A 12,180-nucleotide genomic window follows, 5' to 3' on the forward strand; every position below is an offset into this window, starting at 1 on the left:
GCCTCACGGAGCGGGCACGAGCCGGCAACGCAATGCCGATCCCGTGCCGGTGACGGCGAGTTCGCACGGCGCCGCGACGTCGAACGGTTGCGTCAGCGTGCCGGTGAAGACCGCGCCGCCACGCCTCAGGACCTGTCCCCGTTCGCGCAGATGCGCGATCAGGTGGCCGAGCACCGCGAGCGTATCGGGCAGATCGTCGCCGCGCAGGCCGCGGGCGCGCAAATGGCCGTCGACCGTGACGCCGGCATGTGCGGCGATGTCGCCGATCGCGTCAAGATCGACGGTTTGGCCCAGGACCACCGCATGCGACACGCAATTGTCGGCGATCGTGGCCGGCACGCCGATGCTCTGGCGGTCGGGAAGGCGCGAGGAGACGATTTCGAAGCCGATATGCGCGGATTCGATCAGGTCTGGGGTGACGACGGGTCCCGCATCGCACGCCAGCACGAGCGCGATCTCCAGTTCGATAGTGACGCTGGCATCGCGGGGCACGATGACGTCTTCGCCACTGACGTGGCGGCGCGGCGCCAGGATGCGCCCGAAGATCGGACGGGAGAGACCGGCGCCGCGATAGAAGTTGCGCCCGGCGAGGCCGATCTTCCAGCCGACTACCGCATGGCCGAGGAGTGCGATCAGCCGGTCCTGGACATCGTAGCCTTCGGCGAGGCTGCGCGGCCGTACGTCGGCGCGCAATCCGGCCGGCTGCGCACCGGCGCGCCATGCGTTCGCCAGTCCCTCTGCCGCGCGGTCGGGATCGAAGCTGTCGCTCATGGCGTCAACGGCCCGTCATCAGGCGAAGAAGACGCCGCCATTGACGTTGACGATCTCGCCGCAGAAATTGCTCGCCCCCTTCGTGCACAGGAAGGCGATCGGCCAAGCGATCTCCTCGGCGGTGGCCATGCGTCCGAGCGGAAAGTTTTCGCGCGGAAAGTCGATGTTGGCGCTGAACGGCGTCACGACCGGTCCGGGGGCGACGCCGTTGACCAGGACGCCGCCCGACGCAGCCTTGCGGGCAAGCAGGCGGACTAGCGCGTGCAACCCGCCCTTCGAGGTGACGTAATCGGGCGGCGTCGTCGTCAGCGTGCCGCCGTGCCAGCCGGCGAGCGAGCCGACGAGGATCAACCGGCCGCCGCCGTTCCCGACCATGTGGGCGATGCTGGCGTGACCGAGTTCGATCGGTAGCCGGACGTTGACCGCCATGGTCCGGGCGAATCGGGCTTCCCAGTTCGGGTCCTGGTCCCATGGAATCTGCGCCGGAACGATGCCCGCGCAATGGACGACCGCGCGGACCGGCCCGGAGGCGAAGAGCGGGGCTATGGCGCCGGGCGCCAGGAGGTCGCCCTGGAAGGTTTCGGGAACGACGTTGTGGGCGGTGAGATCGGCACAGGTTGCGTCGAGGCTCGAGACATCGGCGAGCAGCAGGTCGGCGCCGAGGCTGGCGAGAGCGCTTGCCGTCGCCCGGCCGATCCCGCTCGCCGCGCCGGTGACGACAATGCGCTGGCCGCTGAGGTCGAGTGCTTCGGGAAGAGATAGTGCCATGAATTCCACCCTGAAGCTGCGTTCAGACCCTGGCGCGCGGCGCCAGTCGCTCGATGATCGCCCGGGCGATCGCGCCCGTGCCGTCGCTGCCGCCAATGTCATAGGGACGAACCGAGCCGGCGGCAAACGCCGCGTCGACGGCGGCCTCGATCTCGTCGGATGCTTCCAGGCAGGCCTCGCTGCCATGGCGGGTGCCGAGCCAGTCGAGCATCATGGCGGTCGACAGGATCATCGCGACCGGATTGGCGATGCCCTGGCCGGCAATGTCGGGCGCGGTGCCATGGCAAGGCTGGAACAAAGCGTGATCGTCGCCGATATCGGCCGACGGCGCGAAGCCCATGCCGCCGACGAGTCCGGCCCCCAGGTCCGACAGGATATCGCCGAACATGTTCTCGGTGACCATCACGTCGAAATCCCACGGCCGGCGGATGAGGTCGAGCGCGGTCGCGTCGATCGAATGCTGGGCCGCCGTGACGTCGGGATGCTGCGAGGCGACCTCGAAGAAGATCTTGCGCATGAAGGCGAACGACCGGAACACGTTTGACTTGTCGATGAGCGTCACCGTGCCCTTGCGCTTGCGCCGCCGGGCGCGTCGCTCGGCGAGCTTGAAGGAGAAGTGCGACACCCGCTCCGTGACGTCGCGCGTGATCCGCATCGTGTCGGTGGCGACCTTGTCGTCGGTCACGATGCCCTTGCCGCGCGAGGCAAACAGCCCCTCGGTCGATTCTCGCACCAGCGCGAAATCGATCTCGGAAGCGCGCGGCGAAGCCAGCGCCAGCGGCACGCCGGGAATGGCCCGGATCGGGCGCAGGCCCGCGTAGAGCTTCATGCGAAAGCGCATGTCGAGCTGGGGGGCTGGCTCGGTGCCGTCGGGATGGCGGATGTCCGGCGAGCCCATGGCGCCGAACAGGATGGCGTCGGCCCGTTCGGCCGCCTCGAATCCCTCTTCGGTCATGGCGACGCCGGTCTCCTGATACTGGCGGGCGCCGCCATTGACGCGCTCCATCTTGAAGCCGATGTCGTGACGCTTCTCGATCACCTCCAGCACCGCCGTCGCCGCCTCCATAACCTCGACGCCGATGCCGTCGCCCGGCATGATCGCGAGCCGAAAAGAGTTCTCTCTCATGAAATTCTCCCGGAGCGCCGTATCTCCCCGACGGGGATGGACGCCCACGCTTTGAATGGATGCATCGCGCTTGCCGAAGACCGGTTTGCGATCCTGGACCCGATACTGGTGAACACGGCGCGACGTTATGATGGCTGCCGCCGACGCGACAGTATCGGTTCGGCAGGCCCCCCTTATCAAACAGCGACGATCGGCGGCGGCTGGCGATCACCGCTATGGGACGGACCGCAGGTGATCGAGCATGAACAGCGCCGCGGTCGTCAGCTGTCGGTCGTTGCGGACGCAGATGACGTGCGGACGCGTCGACCATTCGTCGAGCAGCGGAATGGCGCAGACCCGGTCGTTGCCGACTTTGTCGGCCAGCACGCCGTCCGGCAGGATAGTGATGCCGAGCCCGGCCTCGACCATACGCACGGCCGATTCGAAGGTCTTCACCTCGATGCACGTCTTCAGCGTCATGCTGAGCGCGTCGGCCGCACCCGCGAGCAGGGTGCCGAGCGAACTGGTGACGGCGAGCCCGACATGGTCGAAGCCGAGCGTGTCGGCAAAGCGCACCCCGCCCGACGTGCTGAGCGGGTGGCCGGCCGGAACCAGAACCACCAGCTTGTCGTGCCTGTAGTCGAAGACATCCAGCGCATCCGGGAAGGCCATGTTGCCCGCGAGGATACCGATGTCCGTCAGGCCCTCGATCGTCGCCTGCAGGACGCCGAGGCTCGAATCCTCGACCAGGATGATCTTCACCGAGGGATAGGCCTTGGTGAAGCTGGCGATCTGGCTCGGCATGTATTGAACGATGGCCGAGGTGTGCGCGTGAATGCGCACCTGGCCGGCGACGCCGGAGGCGAAGGTGCTCATCTCCGAGGTCATCCGGTTGATCTGGCTGAACAGGGTCGCCGCGTGCTTGGCGAGCATCTCGCCGGCGGGCGTCGCCTCGACGCCGCGCGAATGCCGATAGAACAGCGGCGCCCCGAGTTCCGATTCAAGCGAGTGGAGGCGCTTGCTGATCGCCGACGACGCGATGTTCTCGCGCGCCGCCGCCTTGCTGATGTTGCCCAGATTGTAGACGGCAAGGAAGATTCTGAGCGTCGTGAAATCGGGATGGAACATGCCGTTCTGCCTTTGTTGGGTGGAACCGCTAGTCCTTAAGCGACAATCCGGCAGCGTCAAGCGCGGCCGGATTGGGAACGGTTGGCGCCGCGCGTCAGTCCTCTTCGGGCCCCGCATTGTTCGCCGATGAGCGGGAGGAACCGGCCGCCGCCGAAATCCTCCTCCCTGTAGGTCGCGGCTGCCCTTCGTGCGGTCCTGACGAGACGCTGGCTGTAGGGTCTTCGCCGACGGGATCAAGAGCCGGCCACCGATGTCGAGCTGTTCGCGCAGGGCGGGCGGCGGGGCGGGCGCGGCAGCCGCCACCAGGATGGCGTCGAAGGGCGCGGCGTCCGGCCAGCCCATGGTGCGTCGCCCGCGCGCACCGCGACGTTGTCGTAGCCGAGTTTCCCGAACCGTTGCCGCTGTGCAGGGCGTGTGCCCCTGTCAGCCTTGGTAGAACTCCTGACGCTGCATGCCGAGGCCCTCGATGCCGAGCGTAACGACGTCGCCTGCCTTGAGGAAGATGTTCGGTTTCTGGCCTAGGCCGACGCCAGGAGGGGTGCCGGTGGAGATGATGTCTCCCGGCAGCAGGCTCATGAACTGCGACAGGTAGGACACCAGATAGCGGACGCCGTAAATCATCGTTTTGGTCGAGCCGTCCTGGAATTTGCGCCCGTTGACCTCGAGATGCATCTTGAGGTTCTGCGGGTCGTCGATCTCGTCGGCCGTCACCAGCCACGGGCCGGTCGGTCCGAACGTATCGCAGGACTTGCCCTTGGTCCACTGGCCCTGACGTTCAGCCTGGAAGGCGCGCTCGGAAACGTCATTGATGACGCAATAGCCCGCGACATAGTCCATCGCCTCGGCCTCCGACACGTATTTTGCCGTCTTGCCGATGACGACGCCGAGCTCGACTTCCCAGTCGGTCTTGAGTGATCCACGCGGGATTTCGACCGGATCGTTGGGGCCGACAATGGCCGACGTGGCCTTCATGAAGATGATCGGCTCCGGCGGCACCGTCGCGCCCGTCTCTGCGGCGTGGTCGGAATAATTCAGGCCGATGCAGATGAACTTGCCGGTGCCGGCAACGCAGGCACCGAGGCGCGGGTTGCCTTCGATCAAGGGCAAGGTCATCGGGTCGATGGCGCGTAGTGCGTCAAGACTTTCCGGAAGCAACGTACTACCGGCAATGTTGGCCACCTTGCCAGATAGGTCGCGGATGCGGCCGTCCTTATCGAGCATTCCGGGCTTTTCCTGGCCCAACGGGCCATAATGCAACAACTTCATTTTAGGGGTCACTCCTCGACATGACTTCACGTTCTAAAGACGTAGTCGGCAGTCGTGGCGGCCGCAAAAGCCGGAAGGTCGCGGCCGATAGACAACAAGTTCCTTGCTACGCCAAACCTGCCATTTGGGCGATGAAGGCATTCGCGCTTATCAGTCCGGAACGGTCCAGCCCTGCTCGGCCGCGTGGCGCTTCTCGAAGGCATCGATTTGGTCCTTCTGTGACAGCGTGTAGTCGAGTTCGTCGATGCCGTTTAGCAAGCAGTGCTTGGAGAACTCATCTATCTCGAAGGAATGGACCGCTCCGTTCGGGGCGGTCAGAGTCTGTGCGGCGAGATCGACCTCAATGGTCGCCCCCTGTTGTTCCTTGAGCTGGATCATGATGCTGCTGATTGCGTCGCGTTTCAGTACCACTGGCAGCAGACCGTTCTTCAAGCTGTTGGAGAAGAAGATGTCGCCAAAGCTCGGCGCGACGACAACCCGGAAACCATAATCCGCAACCGCCCAGACGGCATTTTCGCGCGACGAGCCGCAACCGAAATTATCTTCGCCAACCAAGATCTCGCCGTGGCGATAGGGTGGCGTGTTGAGTACAAAATTTTCCCGCTCCTTGCCGCCGTCGTCGAAGCGCAGATCGTGGAAGAGATATTGGGAAAAGCCCTCGGCGCGGGGTTTCGAAAGGAAGCGCGCCGGCAGGATCTGGTCGGTATCGACATTGACGCCAGGAAAGGGAACGGCGGTCGCCGTGACCGACTTGAACGGTTCCATGGTCATTCTCCTCGCTGAAACTGGCGAACGTCGGTGAGGTGGCCGGTGATAGCGGCTGCGGCCGCCATGGTCGGGCTCATCAAGTGGGTACGTGCGCCGCGACCCTGTCGGCCGACGAAATTACGATTTGAGGTCGAGGCGCAGCGCTTGCCGGAAGCCACGGTCTCGCCATTGGTTCCCAGGCAAAGCGAACAGCCCGCCTCGCGCCACTCGAAACCGGCGTGGAGGAAGATGCTGTCCAGCCCCTCAGCCTCCGCCTGAGCCTTGACCAGGCCAGACCCAGGCACGATCCAAGCTTCGACTCTCGGATGGACCGTCCGGCCTTTGACGACCGCCGCGGCGGATCTCAAGTCCTCGATCCGGCCATTGGTGCACGAGCCGATGAATACCCGGTCGACCGGGATTTCAGCCAGCAACGTGCCGGGTTCGAGTCCCATATATGTAAGCGCCTTCGACATGGCTTCGCGGCGCTCGGCGGTGTTGGCGCGATCCGGGTCTGGCACTAGCGCGTCGATTGGAGCGACGTCCTCAAGGCTCGTGCCCCAGGTTACCATCGGCGCGATCTCGGCCGCGTCGAGTGTGACTTCCCTGTCGAACACGGCGTCGGGATCCGAGCCGAGCTGCGACCAGCGCTCGACCGCCTTGTCCCAGGCTTCTCCCGAGGGCGAATAGGGCCGGCCCTTCACATAGTCGAACGTCACCTGGTCTGGCGCGATCATGCCGGCGCGCGCGCCGGCCTCGATCGACATATTGCAGACAGTCAAGCGGCCTTCCATGGTCAGATCACGGATGGCGGAGCCGGCATATTCGATGACATAGCCGACCGCGCCAGCGGCGCCGATCTTACGGATAATGGCGAGAATGACGTCCTTGGCGCTTACGCCGAAGCCCAGTTCGCCCTCGACGGAAATCCGCATGGATTTCGGTTTGCGCTGCCATAGCGTTTGGGTGGCCAACACCTGCGTTGCCTGCGTCATGCCGACGCCGAACGCCAGAGCGCCCAGCGCGCCGTGCGTCGAGGTATGACTGTCGGCGCAAACGATGGTCATGCCCGGCTGGCTGATACCCTGCTCGGGGCCGATGACATGCACGATGCCCTGCCGGCTGTCGGCAAGTTCAAACACGGTGAAGCCGAGCTCCTTGGCGTTCTCCATCAGCGACTCGACCATGCCGCGGCGCTCGGCGCTGGGAATGCGCGCAACCTGACGCACGTCAGTCGGCACGTAGTGGTCGGGCGTGCCGAAAATTTGATGAGGAGCTCTCGGGCGCAAGCCGCGCGCCCGCAGGAACTCGAATGCTGGCTGATAACCGTCGTGGATGAGATGCCGGTCGACATAGAGCAGCGTCTCACCGTCCGCGCGGTCGAGGATGCTGTGCTGCGACCAGATCTTGTCCAGCATGGTGAGAGCCGCGCGAGGCCGGCCTAAGCTCATCATATTTTTCTCCCATAGGAAGCAGATCAAACGAAGCAAGCAACCAAAGGCGGTGATGCTCAGCCGCAGCCGGTGAGTAGCATGGCGCCCGCCGATACGTTCGGGGCCATTTTCTAACGTAGTGACGTCCGCCCCAAGGAGTCTTTGTTGGGAAGGGTGTCATCGCAACGCGCGATGACTGGCGATTGTCGCACCGAGTTGATCGGCTCACCATCGATTCTGGCCAAGGCGTGTCGGGTGGACAGCTTCCCCTCCCGACGCTCGTCCACGGGCGCATCCAACCCGACTCCCGGCAACGGGCGTCGATCCGAACAGACCGTCCAAACTACTTCTCTTCAAGCAACACGGGGGGCCCCTGGGGCTTGGAAGCCAGTGCAGTTAGCTGGCTCCTAACAATGCCGCATATCTTTCAAGGGACAGGCCCGCCGAGCGGTCATCTCAAAGCTGACTCTTGCCCCCGTCAACGACGATCTCGGTGCCCAGCATGAAGGACGAGGCGTCGGAGGCGAGGAAAAGCGCCACTTCCGCCTGCTCGGATGGATCGGCGGCGCGGCCGATCGGCACGCGTGCCTGAACGGTCGCCAGCGCCTTTTCGGCGCCGTTGGCGAACGGTCCTTCGCTGGTGAACACGGCGGTCTTGGTTGGTCCTGGCGACAGGCAGAAGACACGGATGCGGCGCGACAAGAGGTCTGCCGAAATCGCCTTGGCTAGGGCCAAGGCCGGAGCCTTCGAAGCCGCGTACAGTGCCATATTGGGCTGACCGGTCTTGGCGGCGATCGACCCCGTCAGGATCACCACGCCGCAATCGCGCATGAAGGGTGCTGCCTTTTGGACCGTGAAGAACTGGCCCTTGGTGTTGACAGCAAAAAGCTTATCGAAATCCTCGCCGGTCCAGTCGGCGAACGGCTTGAACACGGTGATGCCGGCATTGGCGAAGACGATGTCGATGCCTCCGAGCGCTTCCGAGGCAAGCACCGCACCAGCCGCGATGGAGTCCAGGTCGGAGACGTCCATGTGGACGCCGACACTACCCGGACCCAGCTCGGCTGCCAGCGCCTGGGCTTTCTTGCCGTCGCGTGCGCAGAGCGCCACACGCGCGCCTTCGCGGACGAATGTCCGCGCCGCAGCAAGCCCGATGCCGCTCGTTCCGCCGGTAATCAGCGCAGTCTTTCCCGCAAGTCGCATTCACAATCCCTCAATGTTGGCGCCCGCATCCGTCTGGTGGTGAGAACCTACGGGAGGCGGCGGGTGGTAGGAGCCCAGCTCATCTTCGCCGGCACACCCCCGGGCCAAATGGAGCATGCCCCGCTCTGATAGCGTTTGACCGGCTGCTCGGCATTGAATGCTCTCTTTGCCCCTTCATGGTTCAGACGAGAGCGCCGACGCGGACGTGGCGCCAGTCTCGGCCTCTCTTAAAAGCAGGCTTCCATGATCGAAAGTCGCAAACGGGAAGGAAAGCATCGTGCCCGACGATGCCGCGGCCCGGCACATCGCCGATCACGATGCCCCCCTTCCCGAATGGCGTCTTCAGTTGCTGCCCACGACGCTTTAGACAATCCGGGGACGCTACAGTTTGCCGGCTGATCCCGACTGGGGTCGCGTGGTCCGCCGCGCCGCACGCAAATCGAAGGATTTCAAGATTCTCGGTTCAAGAGCAGGAGATTTATACATGTACACCGATCCGATCAGGGTTTTCTGGGTGCCTGGATGCTCGGCCTGCGTCAAGACGAAGGAGTTCCTGACCAGTCTCGGCGTGCCGTTCGAATCCGTGAACCTGCTCGAGAACGAGCAAGGCGCAGCCGACCTCGCCAAGCTCGGCGCGAAGTCTTTGCCTGTCGTATCGCGCGGCGAGAAGTTCACCTTCGCCCAGTCGCTCGACCAGGTCGCCGAGTTCGTCGGCAGGAAGCGAGACGGCGTCGAGCGACTGCCGCCTGAAGAGCTCCATCGGCGCTGGCAGGAATTTCTCGCGGTAGCGAGATCACTGATCGTGGAGATTCCGGTGGACAAGCTCGGCCACCATCCCATTCCGAACCGCCTGGAGCGAACGGTCCTTGGCCTTGCCTATCACATTTTCCAGATACCTGACGTATTCGTCCGCAACGTCGCGGGAGAATTCGAGGATTGGGCGCACTACGTCAATCTTCCCGCGCCTGATGACATGAAGAACAATGCCGACATCCTTGCTTTTGCCGACGCATCGATCGCGACCCTGACGGGCTGGTGGGATGGCTTGCAGGACCGCGCCTGCCTATGGACCGTCCGGACTTATTATGGCGTGCGTTCGGGCTGGGAGGTACTTGAGCGCCAGACCTGGCACTCGGCGCAGCATACGCGCCAGTTGCAGGCGGTACTCGAAGGCTTTGATATTCCTCTCTCCAAGACTGTCGACGCGAAACTCTATGACGGTCTGCCGATGCCGGTCGCCCTCTGGGAATAGCGCCGCCCCGGTTGCCAACGACGGCCTCTCCCGCCATGCCAGCTGATGGCTACGTCGGACCGCTGCTTTTCGGAGCGGGCGCGAGGCAGCGGATAACCGAGGCGGGCGGGCAATACCGTCGAGCCGGGCAAACCCACCAGCAATCTTGGGCGAACGAATGAGCACACGGGTCATCATTATCGGGTCGGGGCCGGCGGGCTACACCGCCGCCATCTATGCGGCACGCGCGCTGTGCAATCCCGTGCTGATCTGTGGGCCGCAACCTGGTGGACAGCTGACGGTAACCACGGATGTCGAGAACTATCCGGGATTCCCCGACATCGTCCAGGGCCCATGGCTCATGGAGCAGATGCAGAAACAGGCGGAACACTGCGGGGCGACTATCGTCACTGACCATGTCGAAACCGCCGATCTCAGCGAGCGGCCGTTCAGGGTAATCACGTCGTCCGGCAAGCGCTACGAGACCGAGGCGCTCATCATCGCGACCGGCGCCCAGGCCAGGTGGCTTGGCCTGCCTTCGGAAGAGCGTTTCCGCGGCTTCGGTGTCTCCGCTTGCGCTACATGCGACGGCATATTCTTCATCCGCAAGCACGTCGTGGTGGTTGGCGGGGGCAACACCGCGGCCGAGGAAGCGCTATTCCTCAGCAAATATGCGTCTAAGGTCACGCTCGTGCACCGTGGTGCCAGTTTGCGAGCGGAGAAAATCCTGCAGCAACGACTGTTCAACGACACGAAAATCGAGGTCGTCTGGGAGCATGTAGTGGATGAAGTTCTGGGCAACGAAGAACCGGCGCTCTCCGTCGAAGGCATTCGCCTCAGGCATGCCAGAACGGGTGCCGTGCAGAACCTGCCTGCCGACGGGCTGTTCGTCGCGATCGGCCACAGCCCGTCCGTCCGGGTCTTTGGCGACCAGCTCCGACAGAAGCCCGGTGGCTACATCTGGGTTGAGCCTGGATCGACGCGCACCAGCGTTCCGGGCGTCTTTGCGGCAGGCGATGTAAGCGACGATGTCTATCGGCAGGCGGTAACCGCTGCCGGCCTCGGCTGCATGGCCGCCATCGAGGCGGAACGGTTCCTCGCTCACCCTCATTCGTAATGCTTGCGGCTGCGCAACCGGGCCTGGCTCGCTCTACCATGCTTTGCCATATTCTCTCCGCTCCGCCGTCTATCGGTAAAGCATACCGCGGCACCTGGCTCCGAGCAGAAGCCTTATCCTCGCAGTGTGCGATGCCGGCATAAGAATCTACGACTCACCTTTTTGCGCCGTTTCTTTTTATAAGGTCGCCGTACTGCGCCGTCGGCCATGCCGTCGCGAAGTGCCGCGGGAGGCCAAGAGGAACGGTGATGGGCTTTTAGTTGGCGGCAGGAATTCGGGTGCGCTGTCTACGGTTCCTTTGGGACGTGACGCTAGCAAAGTCTCGCTGCGGGATGGAAGCCTCGAAGAAGCAATAAAAAGGGAGAGAAGAATGATTGGATCCTACAAAAAATCAGCCCATGCCATGCTGGCAGCGCTGTCGCTGGTACTGCTGTCGCTCGCTGGCGCCAACTGCGCCAAGGCGGCTGATGACTATCCGAACAAGCCGATCGAAGTAATCGTCGGCTACCTCCCCGGTGGCGCAACCGACTTCGCCGCCCGCGTCCTCGCCGAGTCACTGTCGACCAGCCTCGGACAGCCGGTGATCGTCAATAACCGCCCCGGCGCCTCTTCGGCGATCGCCGTTGATGCCGTCAAGCGCGCGGATCCAGATGGCTATACGCTTCTGTTTGGCAACAACGACGCGATTGCGATATTGCCGGCCGTCAAGCCGGACGTGGCCTACAAGATCCCGGACGACCTGACCTTCATTTCCCGGGTCGTCGAGTTTCCACTGGTGTTCGCTGTCAGCACGAAGCTGCCGCTCAACGCCATGAAAGATTTCGTCGAATACGCGAAGGCCAATCCCGGCAAGTTCAACTACGGCTCTTCGGGTGTTGGCGGTTCGCTGCACATTGAGGGTGTGCGTATGGCCCTGGCGGCAGGCATCGACATCACCCACGTCGCCTACAAAGGTGCTGCCGGTGCTGTGACCGACCTCGTCGGAGGCCAGATCGACGGCATGTTCGGCACGGTGAAGGACATCTCCGCCCATCTCAACACTGGCACCATCAAGCTGCTGGCCGTGACCTCTCCCGAGCGCGTACCGGTAGTGCCGGATGTGCCGACTTTGGCCGAAGCCGGCCTCGGCGACGCCACCGTCACGGGCTGGTTCGCCCTCATGGGTCCCGCGAACATGCCTAAGGAGGTCACCGACAAGCTGAGCAAGGCCGTCGCCGACGCCTTGGTCAAGCCGGAAGTGGCAAAGCGTCTGGCTGACTCTGGCCTGTATACGTCGCCGCTTGCCGGCGCTGAGTTCAAGGATTTCGTGGTCAAGCAACTCGACACGTTCAAGACCATCGCCGAAAAGCAGAACATCCGGATTACCGATTGACGGTTCGTCGCGGGCGGCTCATTCGTTTTGGGCCGCCCT

11 protein-coding genes and 1 pseudogene are annotated in these 12,180 nt (G+C 63.8%); 3 read left to right on the forward strand and 9 right to left on the reverse strand.

Features of this window, described 5'->3' with window-relative positions; translation table 11 throughout:
* Nucleotides 1-3 precede the first annotated feature (3 nt).
* The 9 genes and pseudogenes from NP503_RS00850 to NP503_RS00890 form a co-directional block, all read right to left on the reverse strand.
* Entirely contained in the window at nucleotides 4-771 is a 768-nt protein-coding gene (locus tag NP503_RS00850) for a 2-keto-4-pentenoate hydratase (RefSeq protein ID WP_127268074.1), read from the reverse strand.
* An 18-nt stretch (nucleotides 772-789) separates the two neighbouring features.
* Nucleotides 790-1,539 carry an SDR family NAD(P)-dependent oxidoreductase gene (locus NP503_RS00855; RefSeq protein WP_127387153.1) on the reverse strand — a complete coding sequence of 250 codons (750 nt, stop codon included), beginning with the start codon at nucleotides 1,537-1,539 and terminating at the stop codon, nucleotides 790-792.
* 22 nt (nucleotides 1,540-1,561) lie between these two features.
* Entirely contained in the window at nucleotides 1,562-2,665 is a 1,104-nt protein-coding gene (locus tag NP503_RS00860; RefSeq protein WP_127269679.1) for an isocitrate/isopropylmalate dehydrogenase family protein, read from the reverse strand.
* Between the two features lie 213 nt (nucleotides 2,666-2,878).
* Nucleotides 2,879-3,772, reverse strand: coding sequence for a LysR family transcriptional regulator (locus tag NP503_RS00865; RefSeq protein ID WP_024504879.1), 894 nt, complete (start codon nucleotides 3,770-3,772; stop codon nucleotides 2,879-2,881).
* Between the two features lie 240 nt (nucleotides 3,773-4,012).
* Nucleotides 4,013-4,114 (reverse strand): annotated as a pseudogene (locus NP503_RS00870) (protein-L-isoaspartate(D-aspartate) O-methyltransferase); the annotation flags it as partial.
* A gap of 81 nt (nucleotides 4,115-4,195) precedes the next feature.
* Nucleotides 4,196-5,038 (reverse strand): fumarylacetoacetate hydrolase family protein, encoded by an 843-nt coding sequence (locus NP503_RS00875; RefSeq protein ID WP_127267269.1) that lies wholly within the window; start codon nucleotides 5,036-5,038, stop codon nucleotides 4,196-4,198.
* A 150-nt stretch (nucleotides 5,039-5,188) separates the two neighbouring features.
* Nucleotides 5,189-5,803 carry a 3-isopropylmalate dehydratase small subunit gene (gene leuD, locus NP503_RS00880; RefSeq protein WP_127267270.1) on the reverse strand — a complete coding sequence of 205 codons (615 nt, stop codon included), beginning with the start codon at nucleotides 5,801-5,803 and terminating at the stop codon, nucleotides 5,189-5,191.
* A 2-nt stretch (nucleotides 5,804-5,805) separates the two neighbouring features.
* Nucleotides 5,806-7,203 (reverse strand): 3-isopropylmalate dehydratase large subunit, encoded by a 1,398-nt coding sequence (leuC, locus tag NP503_RS00885; RefSeq protein ID WP_245456763.1) that lies wholly within the window; start codon nucleotides 7,201-7,203, stop codon nucleotides 5,806-5,808.
* Nucleotides 7,204-7,674: 471 nt separating this feature from the next.
* Entirely contained in the window at nucleotides 7,675-8,421 is a 747-nt protein-coding gene (locus NP503_RS00890; protein ID WP_024504883.1) for an SDR family oxidoreductase, read from the reverse strand.
* 484 nt (nucleotides 8,422-8,905) lie between these two features.
* Here NP503_RS00890 and NP503_RS00895 point away from each other — a divergent pair, with 484 nt between their 5' ends.
* The 3 genes from NP503_RS00895 (at nucleotide 8,906) to NP503_RS00905 (ending at nucleotide 12,141) form a co-directional block, all read left to right on the forward strand.
* Nucleotides 8,906-9,673, forward strand: coding sequence for a glutaredoxin domain-containing protein (locus NP503_RS00895; protein ID WP_024504884.1), 768 nt, complete (start codon nucleotides 8,906-8,908; stop codon nucleotides 9,671-9,673).
* 157 nt (nucleotides 9,674-9,830) lie between these two features.
* Nucleotides 9,831-10,769, forward strand: a complete 939-nt coding sequence (trxB, locus tag NP503_RS00900) for a thioredoxin-disulfide reductase (protein ID WP_032899518.1) — start codon at nucleotides 9,831-9,833, stop codon at nucleotides 10,767-10,769.
* 403 nt (nucleotides 10,770-11,172) lie between these two features.
* Entirely contained in the window at nucleotides 11,173-12,141 is a 969-nt protein-coding gene (locus NP503_RS00905; RefSeq protein WP_164748757.1) for a tripartite tricarboxylate transporter substrate binding protein, read from the forward strand.
* Nucleotides 12,142-12,180: the final 39 nt, after the last annotated feature.

Origin of the sequence: Mesorhizobium sp. SEMIA396, assembly GCF_024518615.1 — a bacterium.
Lineage (GTDB): Bacteria > Pseudomonadota > Alphaproteobacteria > Rhizobiales > Rhizobiaceae > Mesorhizobium.

Coding starts and splice junctions, on each gene's coding strand:
- NP503_RS00895 (WP_024504884.1), top strand. CDS start 8,906: ATGTACACCGATCCGATCAGGGTTTTCTGGGTGCCTGGATGCTCGGCC.
- NP503_RS00855 (WP_127387153.1), bottom strand. CDS start 1,539: ATGGCACTATCTCTTCCCGAAGCACTCGACCTCAGCGGCCAGCGCATT.
- NP503_RS00890 (WP_024504883.1), bottom strand. CDS start 8,421: ATGCGACTTGCGGGAAAGACTGCGCTGATTACCGGCGGAACGAGCGGC.
- NP503_RS00860 (WP_127269679.1), bottom strand. CDS start 2,665: ATGAGAGAGAACTCTTTTCGGCTCGCGATCATGCCGGGCGACGGCATC.
- leuD (WP_127267270.1), bottom strand. CDS start 5,803: ATGGAACCGTTCAAGTCGGTCACGGCGACCGCCGTTCCCTTTCCTGGC.
- NP503_RS00875 (WP_127267269.1), bottom strand. CDS start 5,038: ATGAAGTTGTTGCATTATGGCCCGTTGGGCCAGGAAAAGCCCGGAATG.
- trxB (WP_032899518.1), top strand. CDS start 9,831: ATGAGCACACGGGTCATCATTATCGGGTCGGGGCCGGCGGGCTACACC.
- NP503_RS00865 (WP_024504879.1), bottom strand. CDS start 3,772: ATGTTCCATCCCGATTTCACGACGCTCAGAATCTTCCTTGCCGTCTAC.
- NP503_RS00905 (WP_164748757.1), top strand. CDS start 11,173: ATGCTGGCAGCGCTGTCGCTGGTACTGCTGTCGCTCGCTGGCGCCAAC.
- NP503_RS00850 (WP_127268074.1), bottom strand. CDS start 771: ATGAGCGACAGCTTCGATCCCGACCGCGCGGCAGAGGGACTGGCGAAC.
- leuC (WP_245456763.1), bottom strand. CDS start 7,203: ATGCTGGACAAGATCTGGTCGCAGCACAGCATCCTCGACCGCGCGGAC.